22 protein-coding genes and 1 other RNA gene are annotated in these 19,753 nt (G+C 66.3%); 19 read left to right on the top strand and 4 right to left on the bottom strand.

The annotated features are described in order from the left end of the window. Positions 1 to 5 precede the first annotated feature (5 nt). The 9 genes from CRO39_RS06410 (at position 6) to CRO39_RS06370 (ending at position 7,768) form a co-directional block, all read left to right on the top strand. On the top strand, positions 6 to 305 hold the full coding sequence (locus CRO39_RS06410) for an antibiotic biosynthesis monooxygenase family protein (protein WP_097121044.1): 300 nt from the start codon (positions 6 to 8) through the stop codon (positions 303 to 305). 9 nt (positions 306 to 314) lie between these two features. Continuing rightward, on the top strand, positions 315 to 1,469 hold the full coding sequence (gene hemW / locus CRO39_RS06405; protein ID WP_097121043.1) for a radical SAM family heme chaperone HemW: 1,155 nt from the start codon (positions 315 to 317) through the stop codon (positions 1,467 to 1,469). 171 nt (positions 1,470 to 1,640) lie between these two features. Further along, positions 1,641 to 4,127 carry a DUF1631 domain-containing protein gene (locus CRO39_RS06400; RefSeq protein ID WP_097121042.1) on the top strand — a complete coding sequence of 829 codons (2,487 nt, stop codon included), beginning with the start codon at positions 1,641 to 1,643 and terminating at the stop codon, positions 4,125 to 4,127. After that, positions 4,124 to 4,471, top strand: a complete 348-nt coding sequence (locus CRO39_RS06395) for a PilZ domain-containing protein (protein WP_097121041.1) — start codon at positions 4,124 to 4,126, stop codon at positions 4,469 to 4,471. Before CRO39_RS06400 ends, CRO39_RS06395 begins: the two co-directional genes overlap by 4 nt. A gap of 163 nt (positions 4,472 to 4,634) precedes the next feature. After that, on the top strand, positions 4,635 to 5,978 hold the full coding sequence (gene pepQ / locus CRO39_RS06390) for a Xaa-Pro dipeptidase (RefSeq protein ID WP_097121040.1): 1,344 nt from the start codon (positions 4,635 to 4,637) through the stop codon (positions 5,976 to 5,978). A gap of 222 nt (positions 5,979 to 6,200) precedes the next feature. Next, positions 6,201 to 6,638 carry an arsenic resistance N-acetyltransferase ArsN2 gene (arsN2, locus tag CRO39_RS06385; protein WP_097121039.1) on the top strand — a complete coding sequence of 146 codons (438 nt, stop codon included), beginning with the start codon at positions 6,201 to 6,203 and terminating at the stop codon, positions 6,636 to 6,638. Between the two features lie 16 nt (positions 6,639 to 6,654). Next, complete coding sequence (locus CRO39_RS06380; RefSeq protein ID WP_097121038.1) at positions 6,655 to 6,912, top strand: DUF1653 domain-containing protein; 258 nt, start codon at positions 6,655 to 6,657, stop codon at positions 6,910 to 6,912. Positions 6,913 to 6,967: 55 nt separating this feature from the next. After that, on the top strand, positions 6,968 to 7,333 hold the full coding sequence (locus CRO39_RS06375; protein WP_097121037.1) for a hypothetical protein: 366 nt from the start codon (positions 6,968 to 6,970) through the stop codon (positions 7,331 to 7,333). Between the two features lie 114 nt (positions 7,334 to 7,447). Further along, positions 7,448 to 7,768 (top strand): hypothetical protein, encoded by a 321-nt coding sequence (locus tag CRO39_RS06370; protein ID WP_097121036.1) that lies wholly within the window; start codon positions 7,448 to 7,450, stop codon positions 7,766 to 7,768. A gap of 144 nt (positions 7,769 to 7,912) precedes the next feature. On the opposite strand, the gene CRO39_RS06365 is transcribed toward CRO39_RS06370, so the two are convergent. From CRO39_RS06365 to CRO39_RS06355, 3 genes are all read right to left on the bottom strand, one after another. Next, positions 7,913 to 8,683 (bottom strand): TerC family protein, encoded by a 771-nt coding sequence (locus tag CRO39_RS06365; RefSeq protein ID WP_097121035.1) that lies wholly within the window; start codon positions 8,681 to 8,683, stop codon positions 7,913 to 7,915. Between the two features lie 515 nt (positions 8,684 to 9,198). Further along, complete coding sequence (locus tag CRO39_RS06360; protein WP_097121034.1) at positions 9,199 to 10,530, bottom strand: aminopeptidase P N-terminal domain-containing protein; 1,332 nt, start codon at positions 10,528 to 10,530, stop codon at positions 9,199 to 9,201. A gap of 288 nt (positions 10,531 to 10,818) precedes the next feature. Then, positions 10,819 to 11,361: a UPF0149 family protein gene (locus CRO39_RS06355; RefSeq protein WP_097121033.1), complete on the bottom strand. Its 543-nt coding sequence runs from the start codon at positions 11,359 to 11,361 to the stop codon at positions 10,819 to 10,821. Between the two features lie 139 nt (positions 11,362 to 11,500). Here CRO39_RS06355 and CRO39_RS06350 point away from each other — a divergent pair, with 139 nt between their 5' ends. The 7 genes from CRO39_RS06350 to rpiA all read left to right on the top strand — a co-directional run bounded on the left by CRO39_RS06350 (position 11,501) and on the right by rpiA (position 16,757). Next, positions 11,501 to 13,771, top strand: a complete 2,271-nt coding sequence (locus CRO39_RS06350) for a putative bifunctional diguanylate cyclase/phosphodiesterase (protein ID WP_097121032.1) — start codon at positions 11,501 to 11,503, stop codon at positions 13,769 to 13,771. Positions 13,772 to 13,829: 58 nt separating this feature from the next. Further along, positions 13,830 to 14,051 carry a TIGR02449 family protein gene (locus CRO39_RS06345; RefSeq protein WP_097121314.1) on the top strand — a complete coding sequence of 74 codons (222 nt, stop codon included), beginning with the start codon at positions 13,830 to 13,832 and terminating at the stop codon, positions 14,049 to 14,051. Continuing rightward, positions 14,048 to 14,347, top strand: a complete 300-nt coding sequence (locus CRO39_RS06340) for a cell division protein ZapA (protein ID WP_097121031.1) — start codon at positions 14,048 to 14,050, stop codon at positions 14,345 to 14,347. The genes CRO39_RS06345 and CRO39_RS06340 overlap by 4 nt, the downstream gene beginning before the upstream one ends. Positions 14,348 to 14,471: 124 nt before the next feature. Continuing rightward, positions 14,472 to 14,657: non-coding RNA, 6S RNA (gene ssrS / locus CRO39_RS06335), on the top strand. Between the two features lie 373 nt (positions 14,658 to 15,030). After that, entirely contained in the window at positions 15,031 to 15,633 is a 603-nt protein-coding gene (locus tag CRO39_RS06330) for a 5-formyltetrahydrofolate cyclo-ligase (RefSeq protein WP_097121030.1), read from the top strand. Next, entirely contained in the window at positions 15,630 to 16,100 is a 471-nt protein-coding gene (locus CRO39_RS06325; protein WP_097121029.1) for an EVE domain-containing protein, read from the top strand. Before CRO39_RS06330 ends, CRO39_RS06325 begins: the two co-directional genes overlap by 4 nt. A gap of 3 nt (positions 16,101 to 16,103) precedes the next feature. Next, the gene (gene rpiA, locus CRO39_RS06320; RefSeq protein WP_097121028.1) at positions 16,104 to 16,757 is read left to right on the top strand and encodes a ribose-5-phosphate isomerase RpiA; all 654 of its coding nucleotides are present in this window, start codon (positions 16,104 to 16,106) and stop codon (positions 16,755 to 16,757) included. 76 nt (positions 16,758 to 16,833) lie between these two features. Here the strand turns inward: rpiA and CRO39_RS06315 are convergent, their stop codons facing one another. Then, a complete protein-coding gene (locus CRO39_RS06315) occupies positions 16,834 to 17,220 on the bottom strand; it encodes a transcriptional regulator (protein ID WP_097121027.1) in 387 nt (128 codons plus the stop codon). A 304-nt stretch (positions 17,221 to 17,524) separates the two neighbouring features. On the opposite strand from CRO39_RS06315, the gene CRO39_RS06310 reads away from it, so the two are divergent. From CRO39_RS06310 to CRO39_RS06300, 3 genes are all read left to right on the top strand, one after another. Next, positions 17,525 to 18,046: a hypothetical protein gene (locus tag CRO39_RS06310; protein ID WP_097121026.1), complete on the top strand. Its 522-nt coding sequence runs from the start codon at positions 17,525 to 17,527 to the stop codon at positions 18,044 to 18,046. 141 nt (positions 18,047 to 18,187) lie between these two features. After that, the gene (locus tag CRO39_RS06305) at positions 18,188 to 18,646 is read left to right on the top strand and encodes a DUF192 domain-containing protein (RefSeq protein ID WP_097121025.1); all 459 of its coding nucleotides are present in this window, start codon (positions 18,188 to 18,190) and stop codon (positions 18,644 to 18,646) included. 155 nt (positions 18,647 to 18,801) lie between these two features. Next, positions 18,802 to 19,650: a SirB1 family protein gene (locus CRO39_RS06300; RefSeq protein WP_097121024.1), complete on the top strand. Its 849-nt coding sequence runs from the start codon at positions 18,802 to 18,804 to the stop codon at positions 19,648 to 19,650. The last annotated feature ends 103 nt before the right edge of the window (positions 19,651 to 19,753 follow it).

Genomic DNA, 19,753 nt, shown 5'->3' with positions numbered 1-19,753 from the left:
CCGGCATGTTCGCGGCGATCTGGGAATACACGGTGCGGCCGGAAGCGGCCGACGCGTTCGAGGCCCTGTACGGCCCCGGCGGCGAGTGGGTGGTGCTGTTCCGCGAACACCCCGGCTACCGCGGCACCGAATTGTTGCGCAGTGAGATCCCCGACCGCTACCTGACCATCGACCGCTGGGACAGCCAAGCCGCATACGACGCGTTCCTGGCGGCGGAAAAGCCGCGCTATGCCGCCCTCGATGCGCTCGGCGACGCGCTGACGCTGGAAGAGCGCCGCATCGGCCGCTACACCGCAGCCGGCTGACTTCATCCCATGCTGACGCCCCCGCCACTGTCGCTGTACGTCCACCTGCCCTGGTGCGTGCGCAAATGCCCCTACTGCGATTTCAACTCGCACCAGGGCAAGGGCGCGCTGCCGTTCGAGGACTACATAGACGCGCTGATTCGCGACCTGGACCTGGACCTGCCGCTGGTCTGGGGCCGTACCGTGCACAGCGTTTTCTTCGGCGGCGGCACGCCCAGCCTGTTTCCGCCGGAAGCCATCGACCGTTTCTTGCAGGCCGCCAGCAGCCGCCTGCGCTTCGCCCCCAGTTGCGAAATCACCCTGGAAACCAACCCCGGCACCGCCGAGCACGGCCGTTTCGACCGCTACCGCGCTGCCGGCGTCAACCGCATCAGTTTCGGCATCCAGAGTTTCGACGACCAAAGCCTGAAGAAACTCGGCCGCATCCACGACAGCCAGGAAGCCGAGCGCGCAGTCAAACTGGCGCAGGATGCCGGCTATGACAATTTCAACCTGGATCTGATGTATGCGTTGCCCGGGCAGACCCTGGCCATGGCCGAACGCGATCTGGAGCGCGCCTTCGCCCTGCAGCCGGCGCATATCTCGCATTACCAGCTGACCCTGGAACCGAACACGATCTTCTTCGCGCGCCCGCCGCAGGGCATTCCCGACGACGACCATGCCTGGGACATGCAGGAGCATTGCCAGGCGCTGCTGGCCGATGCCGGCTTTGGCCATTACGAGGTCAGCGCCTATGCCCGGCCCGGCCGGCAATGCGCGCACAATCTCAATTACTGGCGCTTCGGCGACTACCTGGGCATCGGCGCCGGCGCGCACGGCAAGATCACGCTGGGCGCCGAACAGGCGATCCTGCGCCGCTGGAAGGTCAAGCATCCCACCGCCTACCTGGACCGGGCCGGCACCACGGCATCCCACGGCGGCGACGAGCGCGTCGCGCCGGAACGCCGCCCGTTCGAGTACATGTTGAACCTGCTGCGCCTGCACGAAGGATTTTCGCTGAGCGCGTTCGAAGCCGCCACCGGCCTGCCGCGCGCGGCCATCGCACAGCCCCTGCAGACCGCCCTCGCCTCCGGCTGGCTGGAAACGGCCGGCGAACGGGTGCTACCGACCGCACTGGGCCGCCGCTTCACCAACGATGTGGTGGAGTTGTTCCTGCAACCCTGAGGCAAACGCGGAAGCCCCAGTTGCGCCGACGTGCGGGATGTTGCCAGCGCACAGGCATCGCGGCGGCAGTCCCGCTGCAGGGCCGCCGCCGCTGACGCGGTGAAATGCTGTGCAGACGGGCCTTGCTATGATAAACCTCGCCCATACAAGGAAAGGCTTCGCACGCAACCGATGTCCACCGCGCGACCCGCATCGCCATCCGCGTCTCCGGCCACCATCGCCAGCGCATCGCTGCCGCCGCGCGTGCGCAAGATCCTGCAGGACTTCTTCACCCATATTTCACCTGACATCATCAACGCGCTGAACGGGATGCTGCCCGCGTTCGAACAGCAGTTGTTCAAACAGGCCGAACTGGCGCGCAGCAACCATCGCCAGGCCGAGCAACTGGCCAATCTGCGTACCTTCCAGCGCAACAGCGGCGAACTGGTGCCGCATTTCATGTTCGCCCTGGAAGCCGAACTTGCGCGCATCCGCCTTCCTCCGGCCAGGCCCAGCGATGCGCACGCCCCGGTGGAGTTCCGCACGCTGACCCTGGTCGAAGATGCGGTGATGGACCGGGAAATCGTGCTGCACGACATCGGCCGCCGCCACGAGGCCCGTGCCGCTACCGCGGTGCTGCTGCTGGGCCAGCGCTTCGGCGTCCTGGCAGGAACCCCCGCCTTCGACGCCGAGCGGCTGCCGGTGGGTCCGCAGGCGCTGTGCCGCTTCTTCCTGCATGCGGCCGAAACGCTGGAACTGGATCTGGAATCGCAGTTGCTGCTGTTCCGGACGTTCGACCACAAGGTGATGTTGAACTACAACGAGTGGGCCGAAACGCTGAACCAGTACCTGTCGCAGGCCGGCGTACTGCCGGGGCTGATCTTCATGCCCCGGCGGGTCCGGGCGCAGGACAGCGCCGCCGCGCCGGCACGCCACCCCGGCAATGCGGGCGGGCCGCGCCCGTTGACCGGCTGGCAGGGCCAGGCCGTGCCGTCGTGGCATCAACTGACGCCGCAGGCGCTGCAGGCCGAATCGGCCGCAATGCCTGCCGGTGCCGGCAGCGGCCAGGCACCGCCAGAGCCGCACGCCGGCGCTTCGGTCCCCGGCCCGGGCGGCAATGAAGAGGTGGCTTCTTTCGCCTCGCTGCAGCAGTTGCTGTCGATGTACCGCGATGCCGCCGGCGGCAGCGGTGCCGGCGGCGACACCCATCCGGGCGCTGCGGTGCCGGCGGGCAGTCCCGCCGCCAGCGCCGTTGCCCGGGAACCTGGAGCCTCGACACTGGGCGGCGTGCGGCCGTCCGATTCCACCGCTGCCGACGCAACCGGTACCGCGCCGCCGGTACGCAAACTGCTGTCGACGCCGGCGGTACTGGACGCATTGAAATCGCTGCAGCAAACGCCGCAGGCGCAGGAGCCGGGACAGCCGCGGCGGCGCGTGCAGGATCTGCAGCAATCGCTGCTGCAGCAGGTGCGCAGCGAACACGGCCCGCAGGCCGCGCTGGCCAGCGCCGACGCCGACACCTTTGAGCTGCTGGGCCTGCTGTACGACCAGATCGAGCGCGAAGTGCAACAGGATGCGCCGGCCGCGGACCTGCTGGTGCAACTGCAGGTGCCGGTGGTGCAGGCGGCGCTGCGCGACCGCGAATTCTTCCTGCGCGCCCAGCATCCGGCGCGCGAGCTGCTCAATGCGGTAGCCGAATCCGGCGCCACCTGGCTGGACCCGGACGAAGTCGATCCGCAGTTGGCGCACAAGCTGCACGAAGTGATCAATGATGTCGTTGCCCGCTACGACGGCGATGATGGGGTATTCGATCAGGCCAACCAGAGCGTGCAGCAGCACCTGCGCGTAGCGGCCCGCAAGGCCGAGCTGGCCGAGCGCCGCCACGTCGAGGCCGCACGCGGCAAGGACCGCCTGGAAGTCGCCAAGCAGCGCGCCGCCGAAACCATCCAGACCGCGCTGCGCGACCACGAGCAGAAGCCGCAGAAGTTCGTGCAGGCGTTGCTCAACCAGGCCTGGGCCGATGTGCTGACCTTGACCCTGCTGCGTAATGGCGACCAGTCCGACGAGTGGCACCAGCAGTTGCAGACCACCCTGCAGATCGCCGCTGCCACTACCTCGGCCGGGCAGGCAAACCCGGATCCGGAACTGTCCACCCGCATCGAGAAGTCGCTTACCCAGGTTGGCTACCACGACGACGAAGCCGCCGCCATCGCGCGCCGCCTCTCCAGCGCCGAGGGCGACGACGAAACCACCTCGCGCACCGAATTGACCGCGCGGCTGAAGGCGCGCGCGCGGGTGGGCGAACAATCGGCGGCCAGGAAAAAACCGCCGCACCCGCGCACCGAGCGCGAACAGGAATGCTACGACTACCTGCGCACGCTGCCGTTCGGAACCTGGTTCGAGTTCGCCCGCAACCAGCAGGGCGACATGCAGCGGCAGCGCCTGTCCTGGTTCAGCCCGATCACCGGCAATGCGCTGTTCGTCAACCAGCGGGGCCAGCGCGTCGGCGAACACTCGCTGGACTACGTGGCCCACATGATGGCGCAGGGGCAGGCGCAGGTGGTCACCGAAGACAAGGGGCGGCTGATCGACCGCGCCTGGAATGCGACGCTGAAGGCGCTGCGCAGCCTGACCGGCACCGCCAGCAACGGGGCGGCACCCACGGGAGGCGCAGCATGAAGGAATTCCGCCGCGCGCGCCGCCGCAGCGTTCCCGAACCGGTGGCGGTGCTGGACACGATGACCGAACAGATCATCGGCCGGCTCGGCAACGTTTCCGAATCGGGAATGCTGCTGGTCGCCAGCAGTCCTGTCGTCGATGACGGCCTGTACCAACTGCGCTTCCACATCCACGACAGCCGCGGCCGCGAGATTCCCATCGAAGTCGGCGCGCATGTGCTGTGGTCGGCGCAGGCCAATACCCCCGGGCAGTCGTTCGCGGGACTGCGCTTCCTGACCATCGACCCGGCGCCGCTGGCGGCGTTGCGCGAATGGGTCAACGCACCGGGCGCCAGTACGCGCTGAGCGCCGCTGCCTGCGCGGCAGGCATTGCGCGAGACCCGGGAACGCGAGCGCCAGGCGGTCTTCCGCGCCCCACCACCGACGCGCCGGCCTAGCTGCCATCTTGCGCACTGCGCCGGCACACGGATTGCGGCAAAATTGGCGTTCATCCGCACGAGCCACCGCCATGAACGCAAGCATTCCCCCCGGCGTCGACGTCGCCTCCCTGTATGCCGGGCATCTGGCCACCATGAAGGCACGCGCGGACGAAGCGCTGGCGCGTGGCGGCTTCGATCACCTGGTCGTCCCCAGCGGCACCCAGCACTACCAGGTGTTCGACGACCGCGACTATCCGTATGCGGTCAACCCGCAGTTCAAGGCCTGGCTGCCGTTGACCCGGGTGCCGCACAACTGGCTGGTATACAGCCCCGGCCAGCGGCCCAAAGTCATTTTCCACCAACCTTTCGATTACTGGCATGTGGTGCCGGACGCGCCCAGCGGCTGGTGGGTGGAGCACTTCGACATCCACATCATCCGCAAGCCGGATGAAGCGCTGGCGTGGCTGCCCAAACCTTCGACCCGCTGCGCCATCCTGGGCGAACCGCAAAGCGCGCTGGGAGAATACGTCCCCAACAATCCCGAGCCCACGATCAACTACCTGGAATACCAGCGCTCGTACAAGACCGCGTACGAAATCGCGATGATGCGCCAGGCGCAGCGGCTGGCGGTGCGCGGCCATCGTGCGGCGGAGGCGGCGTTCCGCGAAGGCAAGAGCGAGTTCGCCATCCACATGGCGTATTGCGCCACGGTCGGTCAGGACCTGGGCGAACTGCCCTACAACAACATCGTGGCGTTGAACGAGCATGGTGCCGTGCTGCACTACCACGAATTTCACCGCACGGCGCCCACCCCGGTGCGCAGCTTCCTGATCGATGCCGGGGCCAGCTTCCATGGCTACGCCAGCGACATCACCCGCAGCTATGCGCAGCATGCCTCCGGCGAGTTCCAGGCCATGATCGACGCGGTCGATGCCGCCCAGATCGCCATGACTGCCCAGGTGCGCGCCGGCGTCGACTACAGGCAGTTGCACATCGATGCCCACCTGAGCCTGATGGGCATCCTGAAGGATTTCGGCGTCATCACCGTATCGCCGGAAGCCGCGCTGGCCACCGGCGTCAGCGCCGCCTTCTTCCCGCACGGCCTGGGTCATCCCATCGGCCTGCAGGTGCACGACGTGGCCGGCTTTGCCGAAAACGATCGCGGCGGCAGGATCCCGCGCCCGGACGGCCATCCCTACCTGCGCATGACCCGCATGCTGGAGCCCGGCATGGTGGTCACCATCGAGCCCGGCATCTACTTCATCGACATGCTGCTGGACGAAGTGAAAAAGAACGGCCACGCCGGCAGCGTGGACTGGGCGCGGGTGGACGCCTTCCGCCCCTACGGCGGCATCCGCATCGAAGACGACGTGCTGTGCACCGAAGGCGAAGCCGACAACCTGACCAGGCTCGCGTTTGCCGAGGCAGCCTGAGACGCCGCGCCGGATTGTCTGCCGGCGCGCCGGTTCCGCGCTGGCCGACTCGCTTCGGACATTCCCAATGGCCCGTCGGCCGGTACCATCCTTGAACTTCAGGGCAGTTCGGAGTTTTCCTTTGGCAACGGGAAGATCACCAGGATTGTCGACCGCAGCTGATCGCACCCCCAATCAGAGTCGGCGCCGTTTCCCGGCCGGCCTTGGCCACAGCAGGTTCCAATGAAACATCTCATCCAGCCGATACAACTCGATGCCAGCGCCGAAGCATTGCTTGCGGAAAATGATCTGCCCGTCTCCGACCTGCAGGGCAATTCCAGGATCGTGCTGTTTGGCTGCATCAGCGGCGCGCAGTTCTCCGGCATCGTGGGGTTGGAGCTGTATGGCGACGTCGCGCTGCTGAGGTCATTGGCGGTATCGAAAGCCGCGCGCGGCAACGGCCTTGGCAATGCCCTGGTCGCGCATGCCGAGCGGCATGCCGCGCAGCAAGGCGTGCATTCCCTCTACCTGCTCACCACCACGGCCTCCGGTTTTTTCGGCAACCTTGGCTATCGCTCCGCGGCGCGCGAAACGGCGCCCGCCGCCATTGCCGCGACACGCCAGTTTTCGAATCTCTGCCCGTCCTCGTCCGCCTTCATGGTCAAGGCGCTTGGTAGTTGACCGTACAGAGCTCCCGATGCCCAAACCTGCTCCCGTTCCCGATCTGACCCCCGGCCGCTATCGACACTACAAAGGCAACGACTATGAGGTTGTGGCCGTAGCCCGGCACAGCGAAACGCTCGAACCGGTTGTCGTCTATAAAGCGCTCCATGGAGACGGCGGCCTCTGGGTCCGCCCGTATGCCATGTTCTGCGGGGAGGTGGTCGTTGACGGCCATCCGGTCTGCAGGTTCGCTCCCATTGCACCAGACATGGCCGCAGACGGCTCCATATGACCATCACCATCGACAGCATGCGTGGGCGGACCGCGTCTGCGCTTTCGAGTGGCCCATGACGCTTGACAAACCGATGAGTCCTTCACGCAAGCTGGCCGCGATCAAGGCCTTCCATACCTTGGTTTGGGCCTTCTTCGCCGGCTGCATCCTTGCCATTCCGTTTGCGGTTTACTTCACCCGCCTGCGCATGGCGGGCGTGCTTATCGCCATCGTCTTGGTTGAGGTCATGGTGATTGCGTTCAACCGCGGCCGTTGTCCGCTCACGGCCGTTGCCGCTCGCTATACCCAGGATCGGGCGGACAATTTCGATATTTTCCTGCCGGTATGGCTGGCCAGGTACAACAAGGCCATCTTTGGTTCACTCTTCGTCGGGGCGCTGGTATATACGCTGATCGTATGGGCCCGCAACCAGGGAGTCTGACGATCCACCCGCCTTAGTGTTCCGCAGGTCATGGGGTATTGATAGGACCCCTACCCGGCAACGGCCCGAGCACCGGTCGGCCTGGTACAGGCATCAATTCAGTGGGAGCGCACTGTGTACGATTTCAAGTGGTCCGATTCCGAGAAGAAGCTGTCGCGCCGGGTGTTCGATGCAGCGCTGCAGGCGGAGCTTGCCGAGATCGTCGCGGACTTCAAGGCCAAGGCCTCGGCTATCACGACGGCGCGTGAGATGTGGCCGCTTGAGCAATTCCTTGCCCAAAGTGCCCGTGAAATAGACCGGAAGTACGATTACCGCTATTCGCGGCTTATCGGTGTCTTTGCCACGTTGCTTCGCGAGGGCCGCATCAGCGAGGAACAGCTTCAAGGCCTGTCCGAGGAAAAGCGCTGCTGCATCCGGAGGCTCGCTTCGCTGTAACCGGAGCCAGGCGCCATCGATCCGTCCCGGGAAAGCGGAGCGCGGATTGCGCAGGAGCGCTTCCGGCTGCGGCATTGCCGCCGCAACCGGTAGCGGCCTGCGCCGCCCTGCAGGACGCCGCCTTTCGACTGGCCGCTCCTGCAATCACTCGCCGGTGCCGGGTTCCACGTAGCGTTCGTGCAGTTTCACCGGCGCGCGCGCGGCGTCGGTGCTGCGCTTGCGGATCCACAGGTTGATGAGTTCCACGAACACCGAGAACGCCATCGCCGCGTAGATGTAGCCCTTGGGAATATGCTGGCCGAATCCATCCGCCATCAACACCAGCCCGATCATGATCAGGAAGCTCAGCGCCAGCACCTTGACGGTGGGATGGCGGTCGACGAATCCACCGATGGGGCGTGCGAACACGATCATGAAGCCAACCGAGATCAGCACCGCCGCCACCATCACCCAGATTTCCTTGACCATGCCGACCGCGGTGATGATGGAATCCAGCGAGAACACGATGTCCAGCAGCATGATCTGCACGATGACGCCGCCGAAGGTCGCCGCAGCCGTGGCCTTCACTTCTTCCGAGGCGCCTTCCAGCTTCTGGTGGATTTCGTGGGTGGCCTTGCCGATCAAAAACAGACCGCCGCCAATCAGGATCAGATCCCGCCAGGAAAAATCGTGGCCGAACACTGCGAACAAGGGGTTGGTCAGGCCGATGATCCAGGCGATGGAAAACAGCAGCGCGATGCGGGTGACCGCCGCCAGCAGGATGCCCAGCCGGCGCGCCTTGTCGCGCTGCTGATGCGGCAGTTTGCCCGCCAGGATGGAGATGAAGATGATGTTGTCGATGCCCAGCACCAGTTCCAGTGCGGTCAGGGTGGCCAGAGCGATCCAGATTTCCGGATTGGCGAGCGATTCGAGCATGTGACAGGGCCAGTGGTGTTGTCGGGGAAGGGAGCGGCGCAGGCGGCGGCCGCAAACGGGCCGACTATAGCGGAGAACGCCTGTTGGCGGCGGGTGCGCCATGGGCTTGCGGCGGGCATGTAATGGAACCCGTGGCAACGATGCGGGAGCGGCGTCCCCGCCACGAGCGCTTTCCCGCAGATGATGCGCCAATCCGATGAAGAGTTCGCGGCCGGAAGGCCGCTCCTACAGCCAACCGGACCGCCGTTAGAGCGTGTTATGACCTTTGGGATGAGATGCGTTGCGCGCCAGCGCCGTTGCAGCAAGGCGTCCGGCGCGGTCCTTGGGTGGTGCCCAAGGCAAGCCGGGCAACGCGGCTGCGGCGGCGCTGGCGCGCAACCCTTCGGGAAGGCCGCTGTCGCGGCGCCATGCCGCGTTGCACGCCTTGGCCAGGCCACCAGCCTGACCGGCGGCGTGCGCCTTGCCTGGCACCGCGACAGCAGCCTTCGCACTCACCCCAAAGGCCATAACACGCTCTATGCGTGGGCGGCCGCCATCTCGGCTTCGATTTCATCGGCGCTGCGCGCCAGCGCATCGGTCAGCACGCGGTGGCCGGCCTCGGTGATCAGCACGTCGTCCTCGGTGCGGATGCCGATGCCGCGCCACTGTTCGGCCACGCCGGTATCGTCGGCGGAGACGTAAAGGCCGGGCTCGATGGTGAACACCATGCCCGGTTCCAGCAACCGCGACTGACCGTCGATGCGGTAGTCGCCGACATCGTGCACGTCCAGTCCCAACCAGTGGCCGGTCTTGTGCCGGTAGAAACGCCGGTAACTGCCATCGGCGATGTTTCTTTCCAGCTTGCCTTTCAACAGGCCCAGGCGCAGCAGGCCCTCGGTCAGGGTGTGGACCGCGGCATCGTGCCCGGCCTCGTACGGCTTGCCGGGCATTGCCTGCGCCAGCGCGGCCGCCTGCGCGGCGCCGACCAGATCGTGCAGCGCGCGTTGCGCCTTGCTGAAACGGCCGTTGACCGGAAACGTGCGGGTGATGTCGGCGGCATAGCCGCGGAACTCGGCGCCGGCATCGATCAGCACCAGATCGCCGTCGCGCGCCTGCGCATTGTTGGCGCGGTAGTGCAGCACGCAGGCGTTGCCGCCGGCGCCGACGATGCTGCCGTAGGCGGGCCAGGCATCGCTGGCGCGGAAAACGCGCTCCACGTCCGCCTGCAGTTCGTATTCGTGAATTCCCGGCCGGGCCGCGCGCATCGCCGCGCGGTGCGCCTGCACGCTGATATCGGCGGCCTGTTGCATCAGCCTGATTTCGTCCCTGGATTTGAACAGGCGCAGTTCGTGCAGCAGATGGCCCAGTTCCAGGAATTCGTGCGGCGGTTGCGCACCCTGCCTGACCTGCTCGCGGACGTGCCGCACCCAGCCGATCAGCTTGAGATCGAAGTCGGCATCGCGGCCGAAGTGGTAGTAGACGCGCGAACGCCCTTCCAGCAGTCCCGGCAGGATTTCGTCCAGATCCTCGATGGGATAGGCATCGTCCATGCCGAAATCCTCGACCGCTCCCTCCTGCCCGGCACGCGGTCCATCCCAGCCTTCGCGTTCGGGATCGCGTTCGCGGCAGAACAGGATCGCCTCGCCATGCCTGCGGCCGGGGACCAGCACCAGCACCGCTTCGGGTTCGGGAAATCCGCACAGGTACCAGAAGTCCGAATCCTGCCGGTAGGGGTAGTGGGTATCCAGGCTGCGCACCCGCTCCGGTGCAGCGGGCAGCACCAGAATCGCGTCATTGCCGGCCAACCGCATCAGCTGTTTGCGGCGGCGGGCGAACTCGGTTGCGGAAATGCCGGTCAGCGCCTTCATGCAATCGACCTGGTTAGGGCCTGTTAACGCTATTGGGATAAGTCACGTTGCTTTCCAGCGGCTGCCAGGTGGTTGTGCGGGGTGCAGCGGCAGGCTGGCCGCCTGTTCCAGCCGCGCGCAGCCGCCTGGCGACCGCTGGAAAGCAACCCATGGGGCCGCCACTGAGTGCGTGCGGTACGGCGTCATCACTCGGGCATGTATCGACTATCGACATACACTTTCCTCATTCTTCCTTGTCCCGCACGCACTCAGTGGCGGCGTGACCTATCCCAACAGCGTTAACAGGCCCTAGTTCAAGCTCTGCCGGTGGCGCGGCCCCATCACGCAGTCGCCATGCAGCAACAGCGCGGCGACGCGGACGAATTCCTCGATTTCGGCCAGGGCATCTTCATCGTCTTCATCGTCGCTGCTGTCCGGCGCCGCCTGGGCCAGGCGGGCCATGTCCTGCAGCGCTTCGGCGCCTTCGTCGGACAGCGGCGGTTTGGCGCCGGCGGCAAGCCCGAACCCGCCCAGAAAACCGCGGCACCAGGCGAACACCGCCTCGGCACGCTCGTTCAACGAGGCGTCGGCCCCCGGCAGCAAAAGCTCGAAACCGAAGCTGCGATCTTCCAGTTGCGCCACCGTGGCGGCCCGCAACTGGTCCAGCGCATCGCCGCTTTGCGGTGCCGGCAGTTGCGGATCGGCCAGCACGCTGGCGGTCCAGTCCTGCGCGTCGCTGCCGCCGCCGGCCAGCCAGCCGGCCAGCGCGCCATGCAGTTCGGACGGGTCGGTACCCAGCGCCCCCTGCCGGGAAGCCTGGGCAACGTCATCAAAAGAAGGAAGCTCAGCCATGGCTCAACGCGATCCGCGCCGGAATACGGACAAGATGCGAAGTGTAGCAACGAAAACCCCGGACACGGCTTGTTGTGCGGTTGCGGCCATGCCTAAACTCGACAATCCTTGGCTATATACGCGGCCAATCGTCCTCTCCATGCCCATTGCCCTCGTCGCTGCAGTTTCCGCAACGGCCTTTCCGGCTTCGCCCTTGTGGCCGCGGCTGCCGCTCATCCTGTTGGCCGGCGCGGCGCTGTTGGCGGTGATCGCCATCGCCACCCGCCGCCACTGGCAGCCCTGGCTGAAGACGCGCCGGCAACCTGTCGAAACGCTGCGCAGCGAAGCGTTGCGCGTGCGCGACGAGCGGCTGAAGCTGGCGCTGTGGGCTTCGGGCGAACAATTCTGGGATTACGATCTGATCCAGCGCAAGCTGTACCGGATGCGTACCGAGGAAGTGTCGGCGCAGGCGGCGGACATCACCGTGTCGACCCGCCATGGCGAAGTGCCGCCGATCCACCCGGAAGATCTGCCGCTGGTGATGGAGCGCCTGCGCGTGCACCTGCAGGGGCGCACGCCGCTGTTCATGTCCGAGCACCGGATGGACCTGCACAACAACGGCCGCTGGGCCTGGATACGCGCGCGCGGGCGCGTGGTCGAACGCGACGCCGACAGCCGCCCGATCCGTATCGCCGGCACCGCCCGCGACATCACCACCAGCCGCAATGCCGAGTACGAACACCGGATTGCCGATGAGGTCATGCGCAGCATGAACGAAGCGGTCGCGGTGCTGGACTGGGCGCAACAGTACGTCACCATCAATCCCGCCTTCACCCGCATCACCGGCTACAGCGGCGACGAGATCGTCGGCCAACCGGCCAACATGCTGGACAGCGGCCAGCACGACGAGGCGTTCTTCGACCGCATGGAAGCCGAACTCCAGCACACCGGGCACTGGTCCGGCGAGGTCTGGAAGGTACGCAAGGACGGCGAGGAAATCCTTTGCCGCATCGAGACCAACGTGGTTCCGGACGCGTGCGGCGAGCGCCAGCTGTATGTGCAGGTGCTGACCGACATCACCGAACAGAAACGCGCCGAGCAGGAACTGCGCTACCTGGCCAACTACGACACTCTGACCAGCCTGCCCAACCGGTCGCTGCTGTCGGAGCGGCTGTCGCGGGCCATCGTGCGGGCGCGGCGCGAACACGGCCATGTCGCCGTGCTGTTCATCGATCTGGATCGCTTCAAGGACATCAACGATTCGCTGGGCCACGCCACCGGCGACCGCATCCTGCGCGCAGCGGCCGCGCGCGTACAGCAGACCGTCGGCGCCGAGCACACGGTGGCGCGGTTGAGCGGCGACGAGTTCACCGTGGTGCTGGAGGACCTGGATTCGGTCGGCGACGCCGAGGAGGTGGCCCAGCGCATCATCGAGGCGTTCAAGTCGCCGCTCAACTTCGGCGAACGGCTGGAGATGTCGGTGTCGCCGTCGATCGGCATCAGCCTGTACCCGCAGCACGCGCAGGTGCCGACCGAACTGCTCAAGCACGCCGACACCGCCATGTACCAGGCCAAGGCGATGGGCCGCCACACCTACAAGGTGTATTCGGAAACGATGGACGAAAAGAACCGCCACCGCGCCATCCTGGCCAGCGCGCTGCGGCGGGCGCTGGACCGCAACGAGCTGTCGCTGGCCTACCAGCCGCGGCTGGCGCTGGCGCAGAACCGCATCACCGGGGTGGAGGCGCTGCTACGCTGGCAAAGCCCGGAGTTCGGCGAGGTTTCGCCGGGCCAGTTCATCCCGTTGGCCGAAGAAACCGGGCTGATCCTGGAAATCGGCGCCTGGGCGCTGCGCGAGGCCTGCCTGACCCTCAAGCAATGGCACGCCAGCGGCCTGGAACAGCTGACCGTATCGGTCAACGTGTCGGCCAATCAGCTGCAGCGCGGCGACCTGCCCGAACTGGTCGCGCGTACGCTGGCCGAGACCGGCATCGCCCCCGCCCGGCTGGAACTGGAACTGACCGAAAGCGTGATCATGGCCGACCCCGAACAGAACGCCGACACCCTGCGCGCCTGCCGCCGGCTGGGCATTTCGCTGGCCATCGACGACTTCGGCACCGGCTATTCCTCGCTGGCCTACCTGAAGCGGCTGCCGCTGACCACGCTGAAGATCGACCAGGAATTCATCAGCGACCTGACCCACGACAGCGACGACGAAGCCATCACCAGCACCATCATCACGATGGGCCAGTCGCTGGCGCTGAGAGTGGTGGCTGAGGGCGTGGAAACCTACGACCAGTACGAATTCCTGCGCAACCACGGCTGCGACGAGGTCCAGGGCCACTGGGTCTCGCAGGCGCTGACGCCCGAGCAGTGCCTGCGTTTCATCCGCGAATACTACCCCGGCTCGGGCGTCCGGGCGGCCTCCTGAGCGGTAGACCGGCGCCATCGCTTGACCGCCTGCCGGCTGCATGCCTATCGTGGCCGCCATGAACAACGCCGACGCCATCGAACAGCTGCGCAGCCTGGCCGCGCGTATCCAGGAACTGGCCGATCGCTGCCAGCGGTTGACCGACGAGAACCGCAGCCTGCGCCATCAGCAGGAACAACTGGTCGGCGAGCGTTCACAGCTGCTGGCCAAGAATGAACAGGCACGTTCGCGGGTGGAAGCGATGATCACGCGGTTGAAATCACTGGAGCAGCATACGTGAGCGTCAACGAGCCGGTCAGCGTGCATATCCTGGACCGCGAATACACTGTAGGCGTGGAAGCCAGCGAACGTAGCAGCCTGATGGCGGCAGCCAAGCTGCTGGACAGCAAGATGCGCGAGGTGCGGGGCAGCAACCGCATGGCCGCGGTCGACCGGGTCGCGGTGCTGGCCGCGTTGAACCTGGCGCACGAACTGCAGCAACTGCGTGATGAACAGCATGCCCGCGACAGGGAGCTGACGCGCACGCTGGGCGATCTTCACCACAAGCTCGACGCCCTGCTCGACACGCCGCGCTGATCCGGCCGCAAGGCGCAAAAAGCCCGTAAAAAATGGCCTTCTCGTTGCGGCATGGCCAGCGCCAACTGAATCCCCGCCGACGAACGGGCTATGCAATTCCGGCGATGCCGCTATACTGTTTTCGCGTCCTCTGCTGTGAACGACAGCGCGCGCAAACATTCGCCTTGTCCCTTAATTGCGACCACGGGGAGGCAACGGAAGCCGGGAGTGCATGTCTGCCTAGCAGCGGAAAGCCCGATGGCCCCCAAGCCTTCCCACTTGAACCCCGGGTTCAAGGTCGTTTCGCGAGCATCGGCATGGCGGAGGACGTATTTTTTTATCTGCTGCGAGAACCGTGGGAGCGACTTGAGTCGCGACCGGAGCTCTGTTCCGCGCATTGCGTTTGATCGCGCTTTTGCCGGTTCTTTTCCCTGCTTGCCGTGGCGGCGCGTCCGGCGGCATGGCAGCACAGGAAGAATTCCGGCGCACCTCAGATCCATGGCGGTGACAGCGGCGTGAGTCGCGATGGCGCCTCACGCCAACGAGAAGCATCCGGCAAATTCGTCCGTGCCGCCGCAGCGGCCATTTCCCTGCAAATTCCCGCAAGCCGCATCGCAGCGGCAGCCGTGGCCAGACCAAACTCCCAGCCGCCATCCCGAAGACCGTAGAATGCCGCGCATGAATCCGTCCTGCGCGCCACCCCAATGACCACTGACCGGAACGCGCTGCGCCGCGATCTGCGCCAACGCCGCCGTTCGATTCCCGCCGCCGAGCGCATCGCCGCCGCCGACGCGCTGGCCGACCGCCTGCTTGCCCTGCCATTCGCGCCCCAGTCCGGTTATGTGGCCGGCTACTGGTCGATGCAGGGCGAAATCGGACTGCACAGCTGGCAGGTAAGGCTGCCGAAGCCGGTGATCTACTGCCTGCCGGTGCTGCACGAGGACAGGTGCCTGCGCTTTGCGCCGTGGCGTCCGGGCGATGCGCTGGTGACCAACCGCTACGGCATTCCCGAACCCGATGTCGCCTCTTCGTCGGCGCTGGATGCGGCCGCGATGGCGCTGGTGGCCATGCCGCTGGTGGGATTCGACGCGCACGGCCAACGGCTGGGCATGGGCGGCGGCTGGTACGATCGCAGCTTCGCGTTCCGGCAGTCGCAGGCCGCGCCACCGTGGCTGGTCGGCGTGGGCTTTTCGGCGCAGCGCATCGAGCCGCTGGCGGCCGAGGCCTGGGATGTGCCGGTGGACGCCATCTGCACCGAACGCGACACCCTGCTGTTCGCCCGCTCGCCCGCCGGATCTCCCGCATGACCGCACGCAAACGCTACTGGCTGATGAAATCCGAACCGGACACGTTCTCGATCGACAACCTGCGCAAGGTCGGCACCGAACCGTGGAACGGCGTACGCAATTACCAGGCGCGCAATTTCATGCGCGACGGCATGCAGGTCGGCGACGGCATCCTGTTCTACCACTCCAATTGCACGGTGCCTGGCATCGTCGGCATCGCCAGGGTCGCCAGTGCCGCCTATCCGGACCCGACCCAGTTCGACCGGAAGAGCGACTATTACGATCCCAAGAGCCGGCCGGAGGAACCGCGCTGGATGCTGGTGGACGTGGCATTCGAGCGCAAGCTGGCGCGGACCATCGCGCTGGAGGAAATCAAGCAACATGCCGATGCGTTGGGCGAAGGCTTCGCGCTGACCCAGCGCGGCAACCGGCTGTCGGTGATGCCGGTGACCGCGGCGCAATGGAAGTACCTCCTTTCCCTGGAATAACCCATGTCCCAGAACGAAGCCAAACGCCTGGCCGGCGAAAAAGCCATCGAATACGTCGAGGACGGCATGATCGTCGGCGTCGGCACCGGTTCCACCGTGGCCTACTTCATCGACGCGCTGGCCGGCGTCAAGGACCGCATCAAGGGCGCGGTGTCCAGTTCCGAACAAAGCACCGCACGCCTGCGCGCGCACGGCATCGAGGTGATGGAACTCAACCACACCGGCAAGCTGGCGCTGTACGTCGACGGCGCCGACGAATGCGACGGCTACAAGCGGCTGATCAAGGGCGGCGGCGCGGCGCTGACGCGCGAGAAGATCATCGCCGAAGCCAGCGAGACCTTCGTCTGCATCATCGACCCGGCCAAGCAGGTGCCGGTGCTGGGCAAGTTTCCGTTGCCGGTGGAAGTGATTCCGATGGCGCGCAGCCTGGTGGCGCGCGAAATCCTGGCCATGACCGGCGGCCAGCCGGTCTGGCGCGATGGCGTGGTCACCGACAACGGCAACTGGATCCTGGACATCCACGGCCTGTCGATCGTCGACCCGGTGGGCATGGAGCGGGATATCAACCAGATCCCCGGCGTGGTCAGCGTGGGCCTGTTCGCGCGCCGTCCGGCCGACGTGGTCATCGTCGGCGGACAGCCGCCGCGGGTGCTCTAGGCATAACCGGGGCGGCGCTGCCTGGTCGCGCCGCTGCCCCATCAGGCATGGCTTGGCGGTGGCGCGTGCGGGCGCGCTATCGTTTTCCCAGCGCCCGCACCAGTTCCCCAATCAGTTCGCGCTGTTTGACCGGCAATGCCAGAAAGGCATCGATGACCTGACGTTCGCGAGCGCCCGCCGCCGCTGCCGGCCAGGCCGCCCGCGTTTCGGCCACCCGGCGCTTGCCGGTGCCGAAACGCAGCGCATGCGGTTCCACCCCCAGCACCGCCGCCAATACCTGCAGCTTGTCCTGTTCGGGCATGGAACGGCCGCCAAGCCAGCGCGATGCCGACTGGAACGTGACCGAACGGCCGCGATAGTGCGTATTGAACAGGCGGAACAGCACGGCCGGCCGCGGCTCGTAGCCGGCCGCCTGCATCGCCTCGGCCAAGCGGCGGGAGAATTCCTGGCGTTCGTTGCTCATGGTCCGGCACGTTACGGAGCACGTTCGCCGCGAATTCACTATTTGCGCTCATTGTGATTAACTTATCGCTTCCAATCAATGGAAGCGATTGGTCCACTGCCATGGCCGCAATCCGCAAACCCTTCCTGCAGCCAGCGCCAACGGCGCCGGGCAACGCGCACGCGATGCGTCAACGCACATCTGCCGGCCAGTTGCGGATTGCGCCATCACCGGCCTGCTTCGTCAGGGACGACAGCGCGCGCGCAAAGCGCCGGCGCTCCGCGGCGAATTTCCGCTATGCCCGCCCATCTCAAGGAGAAGCGCCATGGTTCCATCGCGCCTAGCCGACGCAGCGGAAGCCTCGTACCGCCAGGAGGCCTACCGGCAAAACTATGCCGAGATCCTGCAGCAGCACCGGGACCCCGGGGTTGCCGTGGCGGAACTGTTCCTGTTCCGGTTCTGGCTGTCCGCGCACACCTGTCAGCTGTGCGCGCACCGTCGCGCGGCCGACCAGAAGGCGCTGTCGGCGCCGGCCGTTGCCACCGTGCCGCCTCCCGGCTGGCGCGCGCCCAAGACTGTGGAGGGGGTGGACGTCGAGGCGGCGCTGGGCGCCGGCATCGCCACGCTGCTGGAAAGCCGCTTCGATCTGTACGACCGCTTCTTCGCGCTGGGCCGCAATACGTCGGATCCGCTGGGGCTGAAGGCGGTCTCGCTGGCGCTGGCGTGCCAGTTGTTCGAGCAGCCGCCCCCGGCCGTTCTTGCCTACCTGACTGCGAAAGCCAGGGAGCAGTTCATCGCTGTCTCCGGCGCCTGCCAGGCGGACGATGATGACCCGGCCAGTCGTTGAACGGCAACGCCACGGCCAGGTCAACCGTGAAGCCGCCAGGGGTCGGCGCAGCCGCTCTGCGGCCGGGCGCCGGAGTCCTGGCGGCCTTGACGCGGGCCACCGCTTGACCGAAGGTGCGGCGTCGCCAATGGAGCCATCCCCATGCCGTTCATCCGCTGTCTGTTGCCCGCCCTTCTGTTGCTGCTCTGCGGCTGCGCCAGTGCCGGCGACAGCTGGGTGGAGCTGGCCGGCGAGCGCTTCCAGGTGGAAATCGCCAACGACGATGCCGCGCGCGCGCGCGGACTGATGTTCCGCGACGAGCTGGCCGCCGGTACCGGCATGCTGTTCATCCACGAACGCGAAGAACCGCAGGCGTACTGGATGAAGAACACCCGCATTCCGCTGGACATCCTGTACTTCGACAATGCGCGCAAGCTGGTGGCGCAGCAGCGCGACGTGCCGCCGTGTTCGGCCGGCAACGCCTGCCCGTCCTATCCCAGCAAGCGGCCGGCGCGTTATGTGCTGGAACTCAACGCCGGCGAAGCCAAACGGATGAAGCTCGAAAATGGCGCGGAGCTGCGCTTCGGCGGGGACATTCCAACCCCGCAAGGGCAGCCGTGAAAGACGATCCCGCATCGAACGACCGCGCGCAGCTTCACGTAAGCGGCTGATTCGCAGGGGTAGGCCGGCGACGCTGCCGGCAACGTGCAGGACGCGCTTTTCCCCACCGGCCGGCAGGGCTTGATTGTGCCCGCGATTGCCCCCAATCTTCGGCCATGGGGGCTCGAATGACATTGCCGGATTGGAATTCGCTGGCGACGCAGGCCGACGAAACCCTGCCGCTGCTGGAAACCGCGCTGCTGATTGCGCGCGACGAATACCCGCAGTTGGATGCCGACCTGTACGACACCCTGGCGCAAAGCCATGCCGAGCATCTGCGACCGGAAATCGAGGCCATCGAAGCATGGCCGTTGAAGATGGCGGCGATCAACCGCCACCTGTTCGATGAACTGGGCTATAGCGGCAACCACGACGAGTATTACGACCCGCGCAACAGCTACCTGAACGAGGTGTTCGAGCGGCGTCTGGGCAATCCGATTTCGCTGGCGATGGTGCAGATGGAAGTCGCGCGCCGGCTTGGCGTGCCGCTGGACGGGGTCTCGTTCCCCGGCCATTTCCTGGTGCGGCTGCCGGTGGACGACGGCCTGCTGGTGATGGACCCGTTCAACGGCGGCCGGCCGCTGGGCGTGGACGAGCTGCGCGAGCGCGCCAAACCGCACCTGGGCGGCGACATTCCCGACGACAACGCGCTGCTGCACATCCTGGACCCGGCTTCGCACCGCGCCATCCTGATCCGCATCCTGCGCAACCTGCACGGCGTCTACGCCGAGCGCGAGGAATGGGACCGCGCCGCGCGCAGCGCCGACCGCGTGCTGAAGCTGGCCCCGGATCAGCCCGAAGCGCTGCGCGACCGCGGCCTGGCCTATCTGCATATCGATCACCGCCACGGCGCCCGCCACGATCTGACGCGCTATCTGCAGTTGGCACCGGAAGCCCCCGATGCCCATGCCTTGCATGAGCGCCTGGTGGAACTCAACGCCGGCGGCGCCGCGCGGATGCATTGAAGCCGGTCTAAGGGCTGTTGCCGTTTCCCGAGTAAGCCGCTCGGGAAACGGCAACAGCCCTTAGTGTCCCTGTAGGAGTGGTCCCGGCATGCCGGTGCCGGTG

Source organism: Pseudoxanthomonas wuyuanensis, from assembly GCF_900215535.1.
In the GTDB taxonomy this organism is placed as follows: Bacteria; Pseudomonadota; Gammaproteobacteria; order Xanthomonadales; family Xanthomonadaceae; genus Pseudoxanthomonas_A; species Pseudoxanthomonas_A wuyuanensis.
The sequence above is the reverse complement of the archived record's forward strand: the minus strand, read 5'-3'. Positions and strand labels throughout refer to the sequence as shown.